This is a genomic window from Paraburkholderia phenazinium (assembly GCF_900141745.1).
GTDB classification, from domain to species: Bacteria; Pseudomonadota; Gammaproteobacteria; order Burkholderiales; family Burkholderiaceae; genus Paraburkholderia; species Paraburkholderia phenazinium_B.
In genome coordinates this window covers 4187512-4208867 of sequence record NZ_FSRM01000001.1, presented here as the reverse complement: position 1 = coordinate 4208867, position 21356 = coordinate 4187512, and the positions used below count along the sequence as shown (strand labels likewise).

Genomic DNA, 21356 nt, shown 5'->3' with positions numbered 1-21356 from the left:
CATGAGAAGTATGTTTTGACAGACCAAACGGCCGCATACCCGGAAAAATTACTGCTCGAACGCGTGGCGATTGGCTTGCACGAATTCACCAACGGTTTGCGGGACTCGCCCGGTGATCTCACTGATGACGCCGTCCGCTCCGGAGAAAATTCCGTTCTGGTAGTCAACAGCGATCGCGAGAAAATGCTGGATCAGGAATTCCGGCAGACCGTATTTCTCCAGATGCTCGCGGTATTGTTCGATGGTCGACGGGCTATAGGTGATCTTGCGGCCCAGGACCTTGCCGATCTCATCGGCAATCTCTTGCTGGTTCAGTTCGACGGGGCCAAGCAACGGATAAGTCTTGCCGATATGGCTAGCCGGTTGTGTAAGCACAGCGGCGATCAGGCGAGCCTGATCTTCCGCTGCGATTGGCGCATGGCGTCCTGCGCCGTATGGCAGCGTGATCTTGCCTTCCTGCACGATCGAATCGAGCACCCACGGAAAGGTCAGCCATTCGGAGAAGAAGGTCGGGCGAATGTGGACACTCGGCACACCGGACCAGTCGAGCACACGTTCTGCAATCCAGTGATCGCGTGCGGCATGACTTTTTGAGTCTTCCCGCGCGGAGATCTGCGACATCTCCACGACAACATCAACGCCTGCGCGTCTTGCAGCATCTGCGAAGTACGCGGTGGCCTGGATATAGCCGGGAAGCACGGGATAACAAAGATACGCGCCCGTCACACCGGTCATTGCACGAATGACATCGTCATGCTCGAGAAGATCGCCAACCACGACTTCGGCACCTTCCTCGCGCAGCGCTGCACTCCGCGCGTCCTCCTTGTGGACGAACGCGCGAACGGCATGTCCACCTTTGAGAAGATTTCGAACCGTATGGGCGCCCGTTTTTCCAGTGGCGCCCGTGATAAGGTATTGATGTTGCTTCATGGTGGATTCTCCAATGCGCACTGTGGGTGTATATGCACACAAAAAGTCAAAGAAAGTGACGGATGCAAATCTCCGGGAATACCTAGATCGCTTCGAGGTGTCGCCTGACGTCCTGCAATACCGACAGTGAAGCGTCGGGGTCTGCAATGATTCGCGACATCGTGATGGCGCCGATCATGGCCGAGAGCGCGAAGACAGCCTCGGACCTTGCCGCTTCCCGCTGCCGGCGCCCGATGCGTTTCGCCAATACTTCGACGAGCTCATCAAACCCGTGTGAGGCCGCGGCGCGTGCCTGTTCGTCGGCGCGTGCCAGTTCACTCCCCAGACCGGCAAGTGGGCAACCATGTTCCGGCTCGTCGCGATGCGTCGACGAAACATAAGCTTCAACGATAGCCCTGAAACCGTCCTTGCCTTCGCTGCCCTTGGCTGCTTCCTCGAGCTCTCCGATCATGGTGGTCAGTCCCGCTTCGCATGCTTCAGCGACCAGTTGATCTTTCGAGTCGAAGTGCCGGTAGAAGCCGCCATGAGACAGTCCCGCCTCGGACATCAGGTCGGCGACGCCAGTTGCCTGGATGCCGTTGGCCCTGAATTCCCGTGCGGCCACCTCGACGATTCGCTGACGAGTCTCGGCGGTTTCTGCCTTGGATTTCCTCATGATTCGTGGCTCCCGGTGACATCATTATTTAGATGATAGTTATCATCTAAAAGAAAGTCAACCCGTCCACGCAGTGCGATTGCGACGCATGATCGATGCATCAGGCGGCCTCACTGGTACATCCCGTTCGGCAAACGGCCATGGTAGGGCGTGTTGCGGCAATGTCCCCACGGACCGAGCCAGTATCCCGGCGGGCAGGCGTAGTTCGAAACGGGGGCCGCTGGCGCGGCATACACGACCGGGGCGGTCTGGACGATAACCGGAGCCGCATAACGGCATTGACCCCAGGCATTCCTCCATCCTCCCGGTCCGCAGCCTTGTGCCGCTTGTGCGTTGCCGATGGAAAACGCCAACGCTGTCGTAGCGATAACGAGTGACGCGGTAAGTTTCATGTTCATGACTGGCTCCTGTCGCATGTGTGGGTGAGACGCTATTGCTGACAGGAGCCATTCTGCGTGGCGAGAATTAGCCAAAAATGAGCGCCTTCGCCGTGGCTGCTTCTTATCGTTTTTGCGTGATTTCTGGATCGCGCATCCAGTGGCGCTCAGTCATGAGCCGAGGCGATGTACACGCGCAGCAGCTTGCGAATTTCCGAGAGGATTTGCGTCCGTGTGGCGGGCGCTTCTGTTTCGGCTCGTGTCACGGCTTTGAGCGTATGCAAGACGACAATAGCCATGTTTCTCGACCGGGCGGTTCCCAGGTCGGGAATCGCTCTGCGAAGTATCTTTGCAACGTGGCTACGCATGGCATCCCTGAACTCGACGCGTTTCTCGTCGCGGCCGCCGCGCTCCTCCAGCAGTGAAATCGCGAAGCTGTGCTGTGGGCGCACTGATAGCGAGAAATCCACCAGTGCATCGGCCACTTCGTCAGGCGACATGCCCGACACTTTCGTTTCGAGTGCCGTCAACTCCGTCGCGACAAGTTGGGCGTACTGCAGGAGCAGTGCGTCTGCTAGCGCCTCTTTGGATGGAAAGAACCGGTAAAGCGAGCCAATCGCCGTCCCCGACTGCGCTGCGATCTCGGTCATCGTCGCCGCGTCAAAGCCCTTTTCTTTAAACAGCTTGACGCCCGCCTCGATGATGGCCGCGACGCGATCGCGGCCTCGCTGTCTCTTTGGTTCTTGCGCGACGGTAGGACGGGCGGATGGCATGGGAACGAGGTTCTCGCTGAAGATAGTTGAGGTTTTGAGAGCGAATCCTCTCATATTTCCCCGGCCGTTGTAACGAAACAATAGCGTAAGAAAGACGGCTTCTCTTCCCAGGACCTCAAATTACTTATGCGAGGCTTGCCTCTAGTATCTCGATTATGAGAGGATACCCTCGCATATCCAGACAACTCTCAGGTTACCGCCATGTACTACATCGCAATGTTCTTTTCCGGGCTATTCATCTGCAATTCCTTGCCGCATCTCGCGAGCGGCTTGAGGGGAGAGGCATTTCCCACTCCTTTCGCAACGCCCAGAGGGATAGGGCGTTCGTCACCGCTTGTTAATGTCCTCTGGGGTTGTGCCAACCTTCTGGTTGGAGGCTTTCTTCTTGCGCGCCATGGAATTCCGGCCGCGACTGACCCCGCGCTCGTCGCAGGATGTCTTGGTTTCGTCGTGATGGGCGTTTTTTCGGCGATCCACTTCGGCAAAGCCCGCAAGACATGGGAGTAGGCATTCGGCATGAAGCCGACGCGCACGCTCTCCGCGAGCCGAGGCGCTGCGATCGACACGCGAGGCCCTCGGACGCTCGCCAAAGCGAATGCCCGCGTCGAAGCCTTCCTCGGGGGCATGGCCTGTTCTACAAAGCACCGATTAAAAAAAGCCGAGGCATCACTGCCTCGGCTCCCCATCCATCCCTGCAACTAATGGACGCTACCCATCCTCAATGCTTGAGACAGGTGTCGGCGTTCTTCCAGGTGCACGTATCGAGACCCGTATGGATGACGGGCGGCACCGTCTTGCCTTCCGCGAGATCACGCATGACCATGGCTGACCGGTAGCCCATTTCCTCCGGCCGCTGGCCGACGAGCACGTTGACCTTGTGATCCTTGAGCGCCTGGATCTCCGGTCCGAGCGTATCCGCCGAGACGATCACGAACTTGCCGCTATTGATCTTGTCCATGATCGGCTGAACGACCTGCGAATAGGCCTGCGGTGCAAACAGCGGCCAACCGCCCTCGAGCACGAAGGCATCGAGACCGGTCGCGTTGGCCGTGAGCGTGTCCTGCATCATCTGGTTCGCCTTGGCGGCATCGTCATTCACGTAAAGCGGACAGGCGCTGATCTCCTTCCAGCCGTTTTCTCCCGCCAGCTTCTGGACGCCCTTCTTGCCGGCGAGTGTGTCACGCGTACCTGCTGCGCGCTGGTTGATGTTCTCGGCTGCGGGGTTCCCCATGACGAGGCAGATATTGCCGCCCTTGGGCATCAGCAGCTTCAACTGCTCGCCGAGCTTGACGCCCAGTTCGTAGTTGTCGGTGCCGACATAAGTCTTGCGCAGCGACGCATCCTTCGGCAACAGATCGGCATCCGCAGTAATGACCGGGATCGTCACATTGCGGCGGCGCAATTCTTCCGCCACGGCCGGAGCGTTCGCAGGCGAAATCGCGATGGCCGATACGCCCTTGGTCAACAGGTCGTCGATGATCTGCACTTCAGCGCTTTCGTCGGCGGCGGTCGCGGGACCGGTGTAGTAGCAGGTGTAGCCCTGTTTGCCGAGCTCCTTGTTCGCCCGGTCGCATCCCTGATGCATCAGGTCGAAGTAGGGGTTGTCGAGCCCCTTCACGACCAGCGCTAGGGTTTTATCGGCTGCGGACGCGGAGGTGCCGAGTACAGCGAGCCCTCCGATCGCAGCAAGACACATCAACATTTTCTTCATTGTCGCCTCCTGTGTCGGCCGGAGTGAGCGCTTTGGCGCCTCGTCCAGTCCCATACAAAGTAATAGGCGCCGGCTCTGCGGTGCCTATGTCTGCTCGCACGATTGTCGTAATAATCGCAAGGCAAGTCCGTCTCCGGACCTTAACCTTCTTGCGGAACATGGCGTTTCTTGTGAGCCCCTGCGTCCGGCAGTTCCGCATCTCGCCCGGTCGCACCCCAGGCACCGGTCGCAATCGCGGCCAGTGCGTCCGAAGACATGTCAATCTCCCTGCCGCTCGCCACCCAGCCGGTTGAACAGTACGGCGACGATGATGAACGCACCCACGACCGTCCCCTGCCAGAACGAGTCCACGCCCAGCAGGATCAGGCTGTTGCGGATCACTTCGATGAGTGCGGCGCCGACCACGGTCCCAAACGCGCTGCCGATCCCGCCCATCAGATTGGTGCCGCCGATCACGGTCGCGGCGATCACGCGCAATTCGTCGCCGGTGCCGAGGCCCGTCGTCACCGCGCCGAGCCAGCCGACTTCGAGAATGGCCGCGACGCCCGCCATGAGCCCGGCGAGCAGATAGACGGAGCAGATGATGCGACGCACCGGCACGCCCGTGAGATTGGCCGCGTGGCGGTTGCCGCCGACCGCGAACACGTAGCGGCCCCAGCGCGTAAACGCAAAGGCGAACCAGAACAGCACGGCGAGGACCAGCAGGAACCACACAGGATTGGCGAGACCGAGCGTCTTGCCGCCGCCGAGTGCGAGCAGCTTGGCGCCGTCGGGACCGAAATCGAAAATGGTCCGGCTGCCGGAGAACACCAGCGCGAGGCTGCGGCCGACGCTCAACATGCCGAGCGTCACGACAAACGGCTGCATGTCGAGATAGGCGATCAGGAAACCGTTCACGAGGCCGACGACTCCGCCGGTCAGAAGACCCATGCCGATGCCGGCCCAGATCGGATAGCCGGCATTCATGACCACCGAGAGCACGATGCCGGAGAGGCCGATCGTCGAGCCGACTGAAATGTCGATGCCGCCCGTGACGATCACGGCCATCATGCCGAGCGCGACGATGGCAACGAAAGCGAAGTTGCGCGTGACGTTGAACAGATTCTGCTGCGTCGCAAACGTGGAGGTGACGAACGAGAGCACGACGCAGGCGACGATCGTGGCCGCGACCACCCAGAACACCTGGCTTGCGAGCAGCCCCGACCAGCGGGTATGTGTCCGCGCGGCCTGCGGATTATCGAGCAGTGCCGAGAGGGGTGTGGGCTGTTCCTGCGGATCGTTCAATTTCGGGACTCCCGTGCGAGTCAGATTCAGGCGGTGGCAATCGCTCCGGTGATGAGGCCGGTGACTTCTTCCGGAGACGATGCTTCGATCTTTTTGTCCGCAACCTTGTGTCCGCGCCGCATGACGACCACGCGATGGGCGACCGTGAAAACGTCAGGCATGCGGTGGCTGATCAGAATGACAGCAATGCCATGTTCGGAGAGACGCTTGATGAGATCGAGCACCTCCGCCACCTGGCGCACGCTGATGGCTGCGGTCGGTTCGTCCATGATGACGAGCCGTGCTTCGGACAGACGCGTGCGGGCGATTGCTACGGCCTGCCGCTGGCCGCCCGACATCTGCCGGACCAGATCGAGGGGACGTGTCTCCGATTTCAGTTCTTTGAAGAGTTCGCCGGCGCGCCGGTACATGGCCGCGTGATCGAGAATGCGGATGGGTCCGAAGCCGATCCTCGGCTCACGTCCAAGGAAGACATTGGCAGCCGCCGTCAGGTTGTTGCAAAGCGCGAGGTCCTGATAGACGACTTCGATTCCCTGGGCGCGGGCGTCAACCGGACGGTTGAAATGCACCGCCTTGCCGTCGATGAGAATCTCGCCGTGCGATGGCGGAAAGTTACCGGCAATGACCTTCACCAGGGTCGATTTGCCGGCACCGTTGTCCCCCATGAGCCCGACTACCTCGCCGGCCTCCAGACTGAACGTCACTTCGTTCAGTGCGTGAATGGCGCCGAAATGTTTGGATACGTCTCTGAGCTCCAACAGACTCATAAATTATCGTGCTCGCTCCAGTGGAGCCGCCCGTTTCTTCGGCAGGGCGACCGGAAGATACGCTGACTAGCATTTTTTTATAGCACAACAGTGCCTTTTCGCAAGACATGTGGCTACCGGGGTTTACCTTCGATAGAACGGGCGGCGCGGCGTATCAAACTTCGGGACGCTCAAAGGCCGAAACAAGGTATTCGATGAATACGCGTACTCGCATCGGTACCCGGCGGCCGGCCGGATAAACAACGTGGCTCGGCACCTTCTCCGGTTGCAGGCCGGGCAGCAATACCTTGACCTCACCGGAGCGGATCTCTTCGGCCAGCAACCAGAACGGTGCCTGTGCGATGCCGAGACCGCACAGCACGGCCGCACGAATATGCTCGGCATCGCCGGTGATCACCGAACCATGCGGAATGTAAGAGACGGTTTCCCGACCGACCTTGAGTGACCACGGGCTACGCTCACGCCCTTTTGCAAACGCGATACAGGTGTGCGCGTCCAGCTCCGAAAGCCGGGTCGGCGCGCCCTTCGCGGCAAGATAGCCAGGGCTTGCCACCAGCACGAAATCGGTCTCGGACAATTTCCTCGCGGTGAGCGAAGAGTCGACCAGTCTTCCATGACGGATGGCCAGATCGACACCTTCTCCAACCGGGTCGACGGGCCGCTCCGACGTGGACAATTCGATCGCGACGTCCGGGTAGCGTCGAAAGAATTCGGGGAGTAGCGGCGTAATGCAAAGCCGGCCATGCGCTGGCGCGGTACTGAGCCTGACCAGACCTCGTGGCGACTGCTGGCGCGCGCCCACTGAAGACTCGAGCGCGTCGAACTCGTCTACCAGTTGCCTCGCCGAATCATAGAAGGCCTGTCCGGCATCCGTGATCGCGACCTGGCGCGAGGTACGCAAAACGAGTTGTGCGCCGAGGTACCGTTCCAGCGCAACGATCTGCTTGCTGACTGCAGGTTGTCCGATTCCCTCTTCGCGCCCTACGGCCGAAAAACTCCCGCATTCGACGAGACGTACAAACAGCCGGATCGCATCCAGTCGGTCCATGTGCTTCCCCACCATCCATTCCAAAGTGGAATTGATAGTATGTCCTGAAGCTACGTTTCGGCAATGGATGAAGTTGCTTATGTTACGGGCTGTGCAGTCATCGACACCTAAACCGGAACATCAGGAGCTGACCCATGAAAGCGATTTGTGTGACACCCAGCCGCGAGCTGGAAGTGCGCGACATCCCGACCCCGACCGAGCCTGCGCCGGGCCATATCCTTGTCGACATGGACGCGTCGGCCATCAACCATGGCGACAAGACGTTCCTCAAAATGCCGGGCGCGGCGGGCAACCCTCTGGGAGGCGGCCAGCACGGCGTATGGGGTGCGTCGGGAGCGGGGAGGGTGGTCGCAGTGGGGGCAGGCGTGCCGGCCGAATATGCCGGCAAGCAGGTGGCGATCTACCGGTCGCTCGGCAGAACGCCGGAGAGTATCGGGCTGTGGTGCGAGAGAGCGCAGGTGCCTTACACGAGTTGCGTGATTCTGCCCGAGCATGTGCGTGCGAGGGATTATTCCGGTTCGCTGGTCAATGTCATGACGGCCTTCGCGTTTCTGGAAGAGATTGCCGAGGCGGGGCATAAGGGCGTCATTGTCACGGCCGGAAATTCGGCTACGGGGCATGCTCTCGCTTCACTCGCGCGCCGCAGAAACCTGCCGGCGATTTTCCTCGTGCGCACCGAAGCAGCGCGGCAAGCGCTCCGTGGACTGGGCGTGGAACATGTGATCGCGACAAGCGACGGCTTTACCGACACGCTTTCCGCGTTGTCCGCTGAGCTAGGGACGACAGCGGTATTCGACGGCGTCGGTGGCGACCTGCTCGGGAAGATGGTTCCCAGCCTGCCGATGAATTCCACCATCTACATCTACGGCTTTCTCGGCGCGAGCGCGCCGCTCACGATCCAGTCCGTGCTGTTCATGATGAAGAACCTGACCATAAGGCGATTCAGCAACTTCGAGAGCAGGACAGCGAAGGAGCCAACGAAGCTCGTGTCTGCGCTGAAAGCACTCGGGGAGGTGATCGACGATCCGATGTTCAGGACCAGAACCGGCAAGGAGTTCAGTTTCGAGCAGATCGAAGAGGCCATGGCTTACCAGCCGTCCGGTGGGACCAAGGCGGTCCTCGTAGCCTAGGTAACCGGGCGATTGCATTTGTAACCATCCCGACAGGAAGGTTGCATCTGTAATGCACGGCGCGATAGAATCGCGCCTGCTCATTGGGGAGTAGCCGCCCTGAACGCGACGTTCAGGGGCGCACGTCAACATACTTGGCAAATCGCAAGATCTGCCATGGCGTACGCAGCGAAATGCCTGGCAAGACCGATGACACGCATTCCGACCTAACCGGGTCGCCGGAATGCGCGTCATCGCGTTTTTTCGGCGCGGCCCGGGTACAACATCCCATGCAATCCTTTCTCGTCTCAACCAGCGTTGTTGGCCTGGCCGAAATCGGCGATAAAACGCAGCTGCTCTCCCTCGTGCTCGCGGCCCGCTATCGCAAGCCCATCCCCATCGTTCTTGGCGTGCTGGCCGCGACGCTCATCAACCATGCGGCGTCCGGCGCGTTGGGAGCGTGGCTTGCGAGTGTGTTGCGACCCGGCATCCTCAACTGGGCGGTGGTCGCATCGTTCGCGGTGATGGCCGTGTGGATTCTCATCCCGGACAAACTGGACGACGCCGATTCCGCGGTTTCGAAAAATACGATGGGTGTCTTCGGCACAACGGCCGTGACCTTCTTTCTCGCGGAGATGGGCGACAAGACCCAGATCGTGACCATCGCGCTGGCTGCGCGCTTTCACGAGTTTTTCGGGGTCGTCGCCGGCACGACCCTGGGCATGATGCTGGCGAACGTGCCGGTGATCTATCTGGGACACAAGTTCGCCGACCGCTTGCCGACGAAAGCCGTGCACGTTCTCGCGGCCATCATCTTTGTGGTGCTGGGTGGACTTGCGCTGAGGACGGCGCTGTATCCGGATGCGCATCCAATGTTTTAGCGTGACGCAGGTTCTGTTTATTATTAGGCAGTCTAATCCTGGCGGGCGGTCGCTCAGAACCGGATGCGCGGCGCGAGTCTCACGGGTTCAATCCCCATCCGCACCTAGGGGAAACGGCTGACTTGCGCACCGCTTTGACGCAAGGCGCTCGCCTACGCTTGTGTTACGCGTCCGTAAGTGTCCTCGAAGCGCACGATGTCGTCTTCCCCCAGATACGCTCCAGATTGAACCTCGATCAGTTCAAGGGGAATCTTGCCCGTGTTCATCAGCCGGTGCGTTACCCCGACTGGAATGTAGGTCGACTGGTTTTCTGTCAGCATGATTTCCTGATCGCCGTTGGTGACGAGCGCGGTGCCTTTCACCACGATCCAGTGTTCTGCGCGATGGTGATGCATCTGCAGACTAATCTTGGCCGCCGGGTTGACGACAATTCGCTTCACCTGGAAGCGCACACCATGGTCGGTGCCTTCATAGGAACCCCAAGGGCGCACAACGCGCCGATGTGTGACGGAGATTGAAGGTTCCGGATGGCGAGTATGCGACCGCTCACGCGAGGGACGGTGCGGCCATCCAGATTGCGTGGTGGCATATGCTGGACCGTGTGATATGCACGCGTAAAGCTCACGCCGTGTGGGTTGAACAGGGTGGCTTTTCGTAGGCGGACGCAGATGGTAGTGATCTGCGTGACGGCCGATGAAGGGGCGCCTCTCTACCTGCGCGGGATCAGCAAATGGACCCCGTGCAACAAAATGACGTTATGGTCACCGCGGGAATCCCGTCTACGCCTTAGTCAAAGCGCCGTTAGACGAAGGCACGTCAGTTGATGAATGCAAAACGTCTTTTGTCCGATGTGCTGTCAGATTGCTTTCACTCCAGCCAGACCACCTCAACGACTGCGATGATTGCGAGCTACCGCTGTTCTGTCGCGCCGGGGTTGTGCTGGCACAGGAGAATCGGACGGCTCAAACCAGCGACCTGCGTCGATGGTGCCTACCGAACCCGCACCGAAGAATTGCCTGACGCGGCTTCCATCGCTGCACGCCAATCTCCCCAAGCGAACCGCTTTCGGGCTGCATGATCTGGACTTGTTCTGCGTGACCGGACATGTGATCACCTCAAGTTGATAAATCTGCTTGCTGCCAGAATCCGTGTGGCGAGCGGTGCTTAATGGCGCGCTGCGAATTCGACCGGTTGTCCTGCTTAAAGGCAACAGTCAGGTCTTTCAAGACTGCATTCTTTTCTGGCCACCCGTGAGACTTGTTCTCGCTTCATCGTTTTGACGACGCTGCCAACCATCCCGCTGCTGTGCGGACTGCTGGATTTTCCCAAACGCTGTTGGTGACTTGCATTTGCGGCAGTGCACCTGAGACTGTGTTCGTGGGTTCGATCGACGAACACACGATTGTGTCCCAACAACAGACAGGAGAATTCACATGCAGAACCGTCAACGCTGTTCACGCTTTTCCGTCGTCAATGCGGCTTACGCCGAACTGCCACGCCCGGTCCATTGGATTATCAACGGCATCGGCGTGCTCTTTCTGGCCGCTCCTCACGTCTTCTCGGTGCTGTCGTGGTTTCTGCTCACCTGGGGTATCGATGTACTGCAGTCGGTCCTTGGAAAGGATGGAAGAGGTACCGTGTTCGCGCTGTTCGACATGCTGAAATTCGCTACGTCGATGTTCACGCTGGCGTTTGGCCTCGAGCTCTGGTCGAGCAGGGCAGAGTGGGCCGAAGAGGTTTACCAGATTCTCGACGACAGTTGCGAGGAATTTTCCACCCTGTTTTGTCGATAGACCCGGCCACCGGTCGTCGCCCCGGTCCCTGTGGCCGCGCAATGCTGCATTCGCGATCAGTGACGGCGGTGCCTGACGCTTTCGCGATTACCGGGTGCGACGGCCGTTCTGTTTGCAACCCTTTGATCCCTGAGGTTCGCATGACACGGCACAACGTGCGCAGACGATCGCGTGCATTCCGCTCATGCAAAAGGAGTGACCATGAATTTTCTTATCCTGGCGAACTTTAAGTTCGATCGTGCACAAGAAAGGACTGCCTGCGGCAGTAGCGTGTGGTCTCACGGTTCGAGGTTCCTGCTGTTTGACGACCCGACCCGGCTGCTAGAAGCATTGACCGTCCAGAGGATGGAGATTGTCACAATGCTTCGGGAAGAAGGCCCAATGACGGCGGAATCGATTGCTTCGCTCCAGGCTCGCGAGAAGACGTTAGTCATGCGCGATCTGGAAGCGCTCCTCGACCTGGAAATTCTCGACCTGGACCGTGATGCGCGCTACCTGTTCGGTTTCAACGGCATACGCGTCATATTGCACTATCCACACCGTGGACATATGGAAAGGGAGTCGTGATGAACGCTGAACGCTGAACGCCGAGCAACCGACACTGCGAAAAATCCAGGTGAATTGGTGATCGTGCGACTGGAATATGAGCAGGTGCAGGAAGACGGGACTCTGCCTTGCGGAGCGTGTATCGAGGTGGAAGGCGCGTATCGCGTTGGCACCGTACCGGAAATTCATGGTGCGGATGGATGTGGATCCGTCACTGAACATTGGGCGCTCGTTCTGTTCCCGCGTGACGCACGTGGCAATGTCGTCGGATGGCTGATGCTTGCGAACGATGTGAAGGCACTTCCTGACGCGTTGCCCGGAACTAACATGGCCGGACCACCGGGGCTACATTGAGGCTAGAGGGGGGCCCTTGCAGCGATGTGCCTTGCATGATGTCTTGCGGGCAGCGTTCGCTCCTGTTGTTCCGATCCGCGTGGCTTGCACCGACCCGGCCGCACGCCATCCTGACCATGTTGTCAAGAATGAAGCCGTGACCGTACCGCAGGCGGAAGGTTCGTATCAGACCTGGGTCGCATCATGGTGGAGGGCCTGGGCCGGCCGCTCCAGCTGATGACGTTGTGCAAACGGGCTGCTTCCGCAGGCCGATTCTGCGAGCGGTTCACGGCTGTACCTTGCCGGATGCAACGGGATCTGTTGTTCGCCTAGGTCCGGGGGGGTGTCAGGGATTGTGTGGTGGCCTCGATATGGGCTGCGCGCCGGGTGCGCGAACAGAGGCGCTGCAAGTGACCCCGTCGTTTGAACGATGCCCAGCCGGCATGTCAGATCAGACGGCAAACGTAATTTATATAAATAGGAGTATTGATGAAAATGAAAGCATCAATTTTTGTGGAACACGGTGAGGGAGTTATCAGGATGAGCGGCGGAAGCCTTACTGCCTTTGTCCCGGCTTCGGTCCCCCTTGAAGTCATCGAACTCTGGCGCCAGCGACTCGCGAGCCATCTCAGACGTCGAATTGGTCGGCTGCGACGCGCGGAAAGACGCTGGAAGCGGCGCAGAACTAAGCGGGTACGTCTCACAGCACGCATGCGCCCGGTCAAAAAGCGGATCAGAAAGCCACTGCGACAGTGGGATCCGGTCCCGCGCCGCTAAAAACCTGCCCGGCGCTGCACGACGTGCCCTGGCTCCGGGAGCAATTGACGGCAACAGCAGCGCTTGCATGGTGAGTGCTGCTGTTGGTCTCCGACATACAAATTGAGGTAAATCAATGAACGGGTTCAATCATCCCGCCTGCTTTGTACTGCGGTGGGTTTTCGTGGGACTTTTTATGGTTACCACCATGCATTCATTTACGGCGGGGCACCAGATGAGCGCTGATTCGTGCCGCGAGTTGCTCGGACTTACCTTAATCGCGGCCGCATCGGTGTGGGTACAGGACCGGCACAGCTCGCGCTGGACGCTAGCTGCGTTCCTTATACTGAGCGCGGGCATGACGTGTCTGGAGATCGCTTCAGGTGGGTTCAATCGAACCGGGGCGGCTATCTGGACGATAGCGGCCGTCGCCATGATGATTCGTCGCCACTGGCGCTACGGGCGGCCAGGCTCGGACCGGATCGCTGCGAACACCGGGGCTGCGCCGCAGACGCTACGTGATCCGGTGCAGGAGCGGCACCCGGCCTATTCGTTCGATGACAGCGTGCGACAGCCTCGCTACCGGTTTGGCGACCTGATCGGCATGGCTGAAACGAAGATGCGTTTGCTGGCGGCCGCTGAGAGCATTATTCATGGCGGTCGCGACAAACGAAACGGGATCCTTCTCTTTGGAAAACCTGGCAACGGAAAGACCCTTTTCGCGGAGGCGCTCGCTGGCGAACTGAGGGTGCCGTTCATGGCAATCACCTATGGTGACCTTGCGTCGAAGTGGATCAACGAGACTCCGCAGAAGATTGACGCGATGTTCAGGGTGGCGCGTCGCATCGGAGTATGCGTCCTCTTCCTCGATGAAGTTGACTCCATCCTGCCTGTCCGTGACGAAGGCAGCTCGCACTCGATGGATATCCATATGGTCAACGTCATGTTAACGAACATCACCAGCCTGCACGGTACGCGTGTGGTGCTGGTGGCAGCCTCAAACTTCATCGACCGGCTCGACCGTGCTGCGATCCGCGAAGGTCGCTTCGATTTCAAGATTGAAGTGCCGGTACCTGACATGGAAGCACGGGTGGCAATCCTGCGCAGGTCGATCGGCGAAAGCCTAGGTTTCTCGGCGGTTGATCCCGTCGTGGTCGAGAGTCTGGCAGAGCGCTGGGACGGCTTTAGCGCGAGCCGCCTTGCGAGCGTGGGTGGCCAGCTGGCGGAAATGCGCAGGGACGGCAGGTTTGGGACGGGCACGGTGACGTTTGATCTGGGGATGCAGGCGATGCGATTGCTGCAGGGTCGCAAGGGCAGGCTGCCGGTGGGCGTGAAGTCGATCGAAGAAATCATCATGCCGGCTGAGTCACGCGACGTTTTACGCGATATGGCTTACCAGATGCAGCAGGTCCATAACCTGGAGAAGATGGGGGGGAGCCTTCCCCCTGGCGTGATCTTCTTCGGCCCTCCGGGTACCGGGAAGACGGAAGCAGCGATGGCGATTGCCCAGGCGAGCGGGTGGGGGTTCCTGTCGACTACGGGTGCCAGGCTCATCGGCAAGCCGGGTGCGTGGGGCGACCTGGTACGGGAAGCCAGTGATATCCGTCCGGCGATTGTATTCATTGACGAGGCGGACCCCGTGCTGCTGGAGCGTCGTTACTCGAACGTCGAGGTCTTGACGAACGAGATCCTCACGTCCTTGAGTGGCGCTCAAGGAAAGGTTCGTGACGTAATGTATATCGCGGCGACCAATCACTACGACCGCCTGGACAAGGCGGCGCTACGTGGTGGACGCTTTGAGGAGAAAATCCGCTTCGACGTGCCGGCGCGCGAAGACATGCGTGCGTATGCGAGCCGGAAGCTGGCGGACATGACACGCAACAGATATACCGTCGCTTCTGGGGTGCTTGATCGCTGCGTTATGGTGCTTGACGGCAGGTCGATTGGAGATGCGGACGCGGTTATCACAAATGCAGTCAATATTGCCGCCGTCCGCGCCATGCGAGGAAGCGTCGCACAGTTGCGGGTCAGCGACGTGTCATTCGCGGCGCGCGCGGTGTTTGTCGAGAACGTCGACATATCAGCGACGAGTTGACATGCAAGGCCAAGCTTCCGTGCATGCCATTAAAACCGTTTGACCTTCAGTGCCGGAACGCACCACAGTATGAGCCGCGCGCCTTATCGTAATTACGGAAGCGGGGAGGGTTCCTTCCAGCACAGACCACCGATCCGTGTTTCATCTGATCCGCCCTCACGCAGGCATGCTGGTCAGGGCAAGAAAATGGCGCGCTGCCTTTGGGTCGGGGGAGTCCTCCTTGGCCGTACGCCCGGCAATCAGGCGTTGGGTCGATATCCACGTTGTGCCGAGCCGTGGTCTCATGGGGCCGTCCTTACGGTATCGACTGTCATCCCCCCAGGCAATGCCACGTGTGGGTCGTCGCCGGCGGGGCACGGCTGCAGCCAAACTGCTGATAACGCTTTCCTTTGAGATCGGAAGTATCGGGCCACGATCCTGAGCCGGGGCGACGCGCGTATTTGCGTCTGGCAATCGGTGACAGACACTGGAATTGCGACGGGCAGTGGGGTGTCCACTATCTGATGATCGCATTTCATGTGAAATATAAATCGGAGTCCTTATGAAATTGTTTCGCAAGGTGTGGAGGTATTTTTTTCACTACGACGATCACCATCTGTCATTGCTGATGCTTGCGGTTGCGGCCGCAACGTCTGGTAGCGGCATCGTTGCTGCAGCATTATGGATTTCGCATGCTCCGCCGGCACTGCCGAAGGCGAACGCCGCGTACCAGACCTGTCTCAAAAGCTGCCCGAAAGTATGTGACGAATACATTCGCTAATAGCCGCGTCATATGAAAATTTCCAATCCGTCGAGGATGAATCATGAAAGATGTTCGTAAATACTGGTACCTCTTTTGGACAGAGTGCCGCGCCTTGTTTCTTGACTGCGCCCGGCCCTTGATTGACCTTGCGCGCTGGCTCCGTGGCAAGGGATAGCGTGTAGTTCACCCATGTGTCGTCCGCACCGGATACGGTGTGGACGACACACGGTCTATTGGCACCTCGCAAGCGAAAACGTACCGCCATGCACCGGCCGTTTGCGGTCCGGGACTACGCGGACACACACGCTGTTGCAGAATTCCAGCTTTGGCTTCCGCACCCGCGCGATTTCACGGCTGCAGTTATAGCAAGACAGGCGCGCAGGGTGCGCTTGCCGTGGGTCTTCCCCCTGAAGAGAAGGTGGCGGCTTTGCGATAGTGCTCGCTTGGCCCGCGCCAGACCTGATCCCTGCCTCTCCAAACCTGCCGACCCGTGTTTGCCGGTGCGTCCGGTGCGCGCTGCTCGCGCGCAGACTTCGAAAAAGTTTACCCCGCGGCTCCGGGCAGGTGGCCGCAGGGTGCGATAGGCAACCTGGCCCGAAGCGAGGCTACGCCGTGGGCCAGTCCGACTCGACGTGCCTCCAGCGCCTCGTCATTTCTCGCTTGCCGAAACCGCCCGCGGGCTTGTGGGTCCCAGCCAAGTCGCCGTACGCGGCACGTCTGCACGGCGGTCAAAGCTAGCTTCGGGGCACGCGACGGTCGATATGGAAACGATAAAACAGGGGATGGACCTACTACGGTGCCGTACGCGGCCAGACTGAATCTGTATAGCAAGGCAGTTTAATTTCCTTACCGGGCAAGGGCCGTTTGTCTCACTGTGCGACTGGGCACGCGCACCGACGCTTCACGCAATCGAAGTTAGCCCGGGCGAACATGCGGCATCGCGCAATTCGCCGACCCCATGAGACGTCGATTGCGAAAGATAAGACCCCAAATATTAAGGTGCCGGAAGGAGAGCCAGCGGCGCAGTGGCTTCGGGCATGCCGCGGATATCCGGTGGCGTTAGCACATGTTCGGGACCGTAGAAAGCCGAAAAGCACCCCAAAAGTCGTGGTGCATTCGAGCGAATTTTTGTCAAGGTTTATTGCGCAATGAATTCGTCGGGCGCCACTCTGCCCGGTCACCGAGATCTGGATCTCTTGCCAGTTACTTAGGAATACGAAATGAAAAGAGCAGGAAAATCGACAATTATGTTCGCTTCTTGAAGATGCCTGATCCACATGCGGAAGCTGGACCGTCCAATCGTCAGGCGGCCATTGCCGCTTGCGCTCGCCGAGTTGTGCGCACGCGATGATGCGGCCACGACTCTCTATCCGCAAACTGAGTTTGCCGAGCGCATCAGGCGGGTCGAGAAGGAAGCGGCGCATATCCGCTCCACGTCGCAGTACGCCGAAGCTTAGAATGACTGGCGGGCACCCTGCTTTAATCAGGATACCGGTTGGGGGACGCGGGTCGTCCTGTTCCACAGTGAAGTGGACGATAAGGGAGAGCTGAATGGGATCGCGCTCGCCACAAGTCCGCATTCACTTGTGGCGACGCCACTGCTGACGCTGCTGCGTGACGATGAAGGAAATTCTCTCGGCGAGCTCCTGCGCGACGCATTGAATGAGCAACTCGCCATGCACGAAAAAGCGCCTTTCGAGATTCACACGATTCCCGTTCCGAGCGCGGCAAACCCGCTGTCGCTATGGATTGTTTGGCCGGAATCGGCGGAGGCTGAGATTGAAGACATAGCAGATGTGCTTCAGACAGTTCTGAACGACAAATCAATTGAGCCCGCATACTGTTCAATGATCGATAGCGCAATAAGGCGCGTGCGGCTCGTCGGGTAACGGATGTCCAGGCACAGCTGGGGGTCCACCTGGAGGTCGCGCCTTCGGCCACGACCCCGCTTGTTGCTATTTCCGCTATTGCATCGTGAGACATCCACTGGAGGACCATCCGGCATGGTCTGAAGCATTGTTTTTGTGGCGCCAAGAGCGGGATGAACAGCTTTTTTCCCGCTCTTCCTTAGCCGCGGGGCAGTTCCCGCAGTCAAGCCTCGAGGCACGATCTGAGGAAGCTGGCCGCCGCGAAAGTCGCTGGAATGGATCGCCTTATAGAGAACATACATTCAGCCCAATACAGTAGTGAAAAACGGCATTCAATTCGCAAGAAGTGCGTAGCAGGTACCAGTCGTCAATTACACATGATACGTGCCCGCAGGCAGCTCAACTATCGCTGCGTGGGACAATGCTAACGACCCACACAGAGCGAATTGGGATCGCTCGGTTTCCTGCGCCCCGGATTAAGCCGCGCCGATTTTTCTGGTCTTTGCCGTGCCGGTGGCGACGGCATGATGGTGGGCTTCTTTGGCCGCAGTTTGTTCCGGTGGAAAGCTTTTTTGAGGACTGACCTCCGGTGAGCATCGTCAGGCGCTCGAAGACGGCGGCAAATTCGAGCGTATGAATGGATATCTGCGCTACAGCTTCTGGGTCCCGTTGGTTTCAATGCTTAACCGGGCAGAGCTCATCGCCGACTGCGGCATGTGCAACGAGCGCGTCAGGCTGCGGTTGCGCGACGTCGCCAACGTCCGTGTGCACGGCACTAACAAACGGGTTCCTGGCGCGGTGTTGCCCGAGGAGCGGGCGCATCTTCTGCCACTGCCGGCACCCTACGTGGGACAATCGGTTAGAACGGGCGCGACGCCACATCAGCAGCCGAAACCAGCATCATGGTACGCGACCTCGGAGTGGAACAAATCGTTGCAGCACCCGTTGTCGGTCTAAGACGCGTTTAGCCGCGCGCAGGAGGTAAGCGCATGACGCCACAGCTCGAACGACTGACTGTGTTGTGCAAGCAGCTCAACCTTCTGCACTTGCCGACATAGATTGCACACCTCGGCCAGATGGCCGCGAAGCGCGAGCTCGGCTATCTGGACTTCCTCGAACAGGCCCTGAAGGATGAAGCAATGGCACGCGCGGAACGCATGCGCCGGATGCTGACGCGTCTGGCTGGCTTACCGGCAATCAAGACGCTTGATGAATTCGACTTCGAATTCGCGCTCGGCGTGCCGAAAGCACTGGTCCTCGAACTCGGTAGTCCCGCCTTTGTGGAGCGTGCAGAGAATGTCGTGCTCCCTGGACCCAGTGGCGTTCGTAAAACCCATCTTGCTGTCGCGCTTGGATACCGCGCAACACAAGCCGGGTTTCGCACCCGCTTCATTACTGCCGCCGATCTGCTGATGCAATTGACGACAGCGTTGCGACGTAACCAGCTGGAGGAAACCATCAAGCGGATCACGAAGCCCTCGGGCTACTGATCATTGACGAGACGGGGTATCTGCCCATTGATCGGGAGCAGGCGAACCTGCTCTTCCAGGTGGTCGCCAAACGGTACGAAACCGGCAGTCTCATCCTGACCAGCAATCTTCCGTTGGGGCAGTGGGACCTAGACGGAGTCAATGCGCCGGCCGAGATAATTGTCGCCGCCCAAGGACCAGACCTTCGCTGACGATGCAACGCTCACGGCAGCGCTCCTCGACCGGCTGCTTCATCACGCACACGTCGTGCCGATCTCTGGCGACTCGTAAAGGGTGAAGGAAAAACGTCAGGCCGGCATGATCAACCGCATCCCACCGCCACACCTAAACGACGCGCACGACGTCAAACGCAATTCGAAGGAGACACCGCTCAGCTAATAATCGCATGAGCAGGTGTATCAAATTCAAATTGCGTTTGCGTCTGAAGCTGTATCAATTTGAGATTGCGTTTGACACGGTTGAGTTTCGACTAGAACCGCTTTCTGACAAGCCCCGAGCACAAGCCGTTCTGCGATAGGTACGCTCGATGTCAGAATGGGAGCGAAAACGTCCTCCCGGGTACGCATTGGGTATTGCATACTCCGACATGTTCGAAACCCACACTGCGCAAGCGATTGAAATCTCCGTGCACGAACAGTCCGGCAAGATCCACGTGCACAACGTATGGGTTGCTGTGGACACAGGAGTGGCTGTAATGCCCCAAAACCTAACACGGCAGGTGGAGGGGGGTGATCTGGGGAATCTCGGGTGCACCGTTCGAGCGTTCATCGATATCTGCTGGCGTTCGGGAGCAGTCGAACTTTAACGACTATCTTGTAACTCGAATGCGTGACATCCCTCACGTTTCTGTCACGATACTTCAAATGGACAATCCGCCGGGTGGGATCGGCGAAGCGGGGGTTCCACCAGTTGCACCCGCGATATCGAACGCCTTCCGCACATTGACTGGACAACGATTGCGCCATCTCCCGATGAGCAATGAGAGAGTTAAAACCGTGCTTCTAAACGCAAATATACAAAACGCCCCCCGGCGGAGTGGGCTAGTGCCATTCTTCTAAGTTTGCGGAGGCGCAATCGTTTGAGACAGCGAGGCCTATGCGAAGAAGCCAGTGGATGCTTCCCTCGTGATGGTCAGTTTGTGGTGGCTGTGCCGGCAACGACTACCTCCCACCGGTCAAGATGATATTCGCTGCAGATGTCGCGCAACACCGATCGCATCCACTTGTTTGGTGGGCTCGGGGCGTTTTGGGTGTTCCAAATCAGGCCGCACGTCGTGTGAATCCGCGTGAAGGGCATGTCCACAGCCCGAATACCCGCGGCGGCACCAAAACGTCTGATGAGCTTGCTCGGAAGCACTGCGATGAGGTCGGAGTTGCTCAATGCAAAGAGTCCGGACAAAAAGTGCGGGACGGTAAAGGCGAGGCGCCTACGCTTGCCGAGCGCTATGAGTTGTCTGTCCAGCATCGTGCTAGCGCCACCGTCGTGGGCGATCGCGAGTTGCGGTGTGGCGCAAAAGTCATCCACGCTGATGGATTTTCCAATCAGAGGGTGATTGAAGCGCATGGCGCAGGAGAATGGGATGTCGTAGAGCTTCTCGAAGTCATAAGCGACACCGCTCGCATCAAATAGCCCCATGGCCATGTCGACCTTGCCGCCCTCAACACGACTTATTGCGTGGTTGCCGTCAGCATGCTCCACAACGACACCGATGTTTGGGGCGAGATGAGCGAGGCGAGACGTAAGCAATGGCATCATCATAGCAGCGCCGAGATCGTTGAAGGCAATTCGATAGCTATGCGAAGACTTGCTTGGCGTGAATGTCTGTGGTTCGAGCGCCTCGTTGATTTGAAGCAGTGCACGACGCAACGGCCCTTCGAGTTCAAGGGCGCGTTGTGTTGGATGCATGCCATCGGCGTGCCGGACGAAGAGCTCATCGTTCATCAGATGCCTAAGGCGGCCAAGCGCGGCACTTGCAGCTGGTTGACTCAGACAAACACGACTCGCTGCCCGAGTCACGCTGCGCTCGATCATCAGCGCATCGAATACAAGCAGTAAATTTAGATCCACGCCGGCGAGGTTCACGTTGCAGCTCCACTGGTAGCGAAATTCATGCCGATTATGACGTTCATATGTTCAATCGATTTGAGTAGGAATGCAAGCCGCCGTACCATTTTCCCGGAAGTTTGCGCGGGATAGAT

17 protein-coding genes, 3 pseudogenes and 1 riboswitch are annotated in these 21356 nt (G+C 58.9%); of the genes and pseudogenes, 10 read left to right on the top strand and 10 right to left on the bottom strand.

Features of this window, described 5'->3' with window-relative positions; all coding sequences use genetic code 11:
• Positions 1–48 precede the first annotated feature (48 nt).
• From BUS06_RS18885 to BUS06_RS18870, 4 genes are all read right to left on the bottom strand, one after another.
• A complete protein-coding gene (locus tag BUS06_RS18885) occupies positions 49–930 on the bottom strand; it encodes an NmrA family NAD(P)-binding protein (RefSeq protein ID WP_074265633.1) in 882 nt (293 codons plus the stop codon).
• A gap of 82 nt (positions 931–1012) precedes the next feature.
• On the bottom strand, positions 1013–1585 hold the full coding sequence (locus BUS06_RS18880; RefSeq protein ID WP_074265632.1) for a TetR/AcrR family transcriptional regulator: 573 nt from the start codon (positions 1583–1585) through the stop codon (positions 1013–1015).
• A gap of 110 nt (positions 1586–1695) precedes the next feature.
• Entirely contained in the window at positions 1696–1983 is a 288-nt protein-coding gene (locus tag BUS06_RS18875; protein WP_074265631.1) for a GCG_CRPN prefix-to-repeats domain-containing protein, read from the bottom strand.
• Positions 1984–2129: 146 nt separating this feature from the next.
• Positions 2130–2816 (bottom strand): TetR/AcrR family transcriptional regulator, encoded by a 687-nt coding sequence (locus BUS06_RS18870; protein ID WP_254368874.1) that lies wholly within the window; start codon positions 2814–2816, stop codon positions 2130–2132.
• 120 nt (positions 2817–2936) lie between these two features.
• On the opposite strand from BUS06_RS18870, the gene BUS06_RS18865 reads away from it, so the two are divergent.
• Positions 2937–3242 (top strand): hypothetical protein, encoded by a 306-nt coding sequence (locus tag BUS06_RS18865; protein ID WP_074265629.1) that lies wholly within the window; start codon positions 2937–2939, stop codon positions 3240–3242.
• Positions 3243–3453: 211 nt separating this feature from the next.
• Here the strand turns inward: BUS06_RS18865 and BUS06_RS18860 are convergent, their stop codons facing one another.
• The 4 genes from BUS06_RS18860 to BUS06_RS18845 form a co-directional block, all read right to left on the bottom strand.
• Entirely contained in the window at positions 3454–4446 is a 993-nt protein-coding gene (locus BUS06_RS18860) for a sugar-binding protein (RefSeq protein ID WP_074265628.1), read from the bottom strand.
• A gap of 258 nt (positions 4447–4704) precedes the next feature.
• A complete protein-coding gene (locus BUS06_RS18855; protein WP_074265627.1) occupies positions 4705–5730 on the bottom strand; it encodes an ABC transporter permease in 1026 nt (341 codons plus the stop codon).
• A 26-nt stretch (positions 5731–5756) separates the two neighbouring features.
• Positions 5757–6497, bottom strand: a complete 741-nt coding sequence (locus BUS06_RS18850) for an ATP-binding cassette domain-containing protein (RefSeq protein WP_074265626.1) — start codon at positions 6495–6497, stop codon at positions 5757–5759.
• 154 nt (positions 6498–6651) lie between these two features.
• Positions 6652–7545 (bottom strand): LysR family transcriptional regulator, encoded by an 894-nt coding sequence (locus tag BUS06_RS18845; RefSeq protein WP_074265625.1) that lies wholly within the window; start codon positions 7543–7545, stop codon positions 6652–6654.
• Between the two features lie 134 nt (positions 7546–7679).
• Here BUS06_RS18845 and BUS06_RS18840 point away from each other — a divergent pair, with 134 nt between their 5' ends.
• Positions 7680–8675: a zinc-binding dehydrogenase gene (locus tag BUS06_RS18840; protein ID WP_074265624.1), complete on the top strand. Its 996-nt coding sequence runs from the start codon at positions 7680–7682 to the stop codon at positions 8673–8675.
• A 73-nt stretch (positions 8676–8748) separates the two neighbouring features.
• Positions 8749–8932, top strand: a riboswitch (yybP-ykoY riboswitch).
• 12 nt (positions 8933–8944) lie between these two features.
• Positions 8945–9535, top strand: a complete 591-nt coding sequence (locus BUS06_RS18835; protein WP_074266189.1) for a TMEM165/GDT1 family protein — start codon at positions 8945–8947, stop codon at positions 9533–9535.
• A 152-nt stretch (positions 9536–9687) separates the two neighbouring features.
• Here BUS06_RS18835 and BUS06_RS18830 read toward each other — a convergent pair.
• Positions 9688–10047, bottom strand: a pseudogene (locus BUS06_RS18830) (cupin domain-containing protein); the annotation flags it as partial.
• 921 nt (positions 10048–10968) lie between these two features.
• On the opposite strand from BUS06_RS18830, the gene BUS06_RS18825 reads away from it, so the two are divergent.
• The 7 genes and pseudogenes from BUS06_RS18825 to istB all read left to right on the top strand — a co-directional run bounded on the left by BUS06_RS18825 (position 10969) and on the right by istB (position 19428).
• Positions 10969–11328 carry a hypothetical protein gene (locus tag BUS06_RS18825; protein WP_074265623.1) on the top strand — a complete coding sequence of 120 codons (360 nt, stop codon included), beginning with the start codon at positions 10969–10971 and terminating at the stop codon, positions 11326–11328.
• A gap of 201 nt (positions 11329–11529) precedes the next feature.
• A complete protein-coding gene (locus tag BUS06_RS18820) occupies positions 11530–11895 on the top strand; it encodes an HVO_A0114 family putative DNA-binding protein (protein WP_074265622.1) in 366 nt (121 codons plus the stop codon).
• A 1204-nt stretch (positions 11896–13099) separates the two neighbouring features.
• Positions 13100–15058 (top strand): AAA family ATPase, encoded by a 1959-nt coding sequence (locus tag BUS06_RS18815; protein WP_074265621.1) that lies wholly within the window; start codon positions 13100–13102, stop codon positions 15056–15058.
• A 2019-nt stretch (positions 15059–17077) separates the two neighbouring features.
• Positions 17078–17257, top strand: coding sequence for a hypothetical protein (locus BUS06_RS18805; protein ID WP_074265619.1), 180 nt, complete (start codon positions 17078–17080; stop codon positions 17255–17257).
• A 72-nt stretch (positions 17258–17329) separates the two neighbouring features.
• A complete protein-coding gene (locus tag BUS06_RS18800; RefSeq protein WP_074265618.1) occupies positions 17330–17689 on the top strand; it encodes a hypothetical protein in 360 nt (119 codons plus the stop codon).
• A 597-nt stretch (positions 17690–18286) separates the two neighbouring features.
• Positions 18287–18625 (top strand): annotated as a pseudogene (locus tag BUS06_RS38210) (IS21 family transposase); the annotation flags it as partial.
• Positions 18626–18657: 32 nt separating this feature from the next.
• Positions 18658–19428 (top strand): annotated as a pseudogene (gene istB / locus BUS06_RS18790) (IS21-like element helper ATPase IstB).
• A gap of 861 nt (positions 19429–20289) precedes the next feature.
• Here the strand turns inward: istB and BUS06_RS18780 are convergent.
• Positions 20290–21240, bottom strand: coding sequence for a LysR family transcriptional regulator (locus BUS06_RS18780; RefSeq protein WP_074265616.1), 951 nt, complete (start codon positions 21238–21240; stop codon positions 20290–20292).
• Positions 21241–21356: the final 116 nt, after the last annotated feature.

Coding starts and splice junctions, on each gene's coding strand:
- BUS06_RS18825 (WP_074265623.1), top strand. CDS start 10,969: ATGCAGAACCGTCAACGCTGTTCACGCTTTTCCGTCGTCAATGCGGCT.
- BUS06_RS18865 (WP_074265629.1), top strand. CDS start 2,937: ATGTACTACATCGCAATGTTCTTTTCCGGGCTATTCATCTGCAATTCC.
- BUS06_RS18850 (WP_074265626.1), bottom strand. CDS start 6,497: ATGAGTCTGTTGGAGCTCAGAGACGTATCCAAACATTTCGGCGCCATT.
- BUS06_RS18815 (WP_074265621.1), top strand. CDS start 13,100: ATGAACGGGTTCAATCATCCCGCCTGCTTTGTACTGCGGTGGGTTTTC.
- BUS06_RS18880 (WP_074265632.1), bottom strand. CDS start 1,585: ATGAGGAAATCCAAGGCAGAAACCGCCGAGACTCGTCAGCGAATCGTC.
- BUS06_RS18835 (WP_074266189.1), top strand. CDS start 8,945: ATGCAATCCTTTCTCGTCTCAACCAGCGTTGTTGGCCTGGCCGAAATC.
- BUS06_RS18860 (WP_074265628.1), bottom strand. CDS start 4,446: ATGAAGAAAATGTTGATGTGTCTTGCTGCGATCGGAGGGCTCGCTGTA.
- BUS06_RS18820 (WP_074265622.1), top strand. CDS start 11,530: ATGAATTTTCTTATCCTGGCGAACTTTAAGTTCGATCGTGCACAAGAA.
- BUS06_RS18845 (WP_074265625.1), bottom strand. CDS start 7,545: ATGGACCGACTGGATGCGATCCGGCTGTTTGTACGTCTCGTCGAATGC.
- BUS06_RS18875 (WP_074265631.1), bottom strand. CDS start 1,983: ATGAACATGAAACTTACCGCGTCACTCGTTATCGCTACGACAGCGTTG.
- BUS06_RS18840 (WP_074265624.1), top strand. CDS start 7,680: ATGAAAGCGATTTGTGTGACACCCAGCCGCGAGCTGGAAGTGCGCGAC.
- BUS06_RS18805 (WP_074265619.1), top strand. CDS start 17,078: ATGCGGAAGCTGGACCGTCCAATCGTCAGGCGGCCATTGCCGCTTGCG.
- BUS06_RS18885 (WP_074265633.1), bottom strand. CDS start 930: ATGAAGCAACATCAATACCTTATCACGGGCGCCACTGGAAAAACGGGC.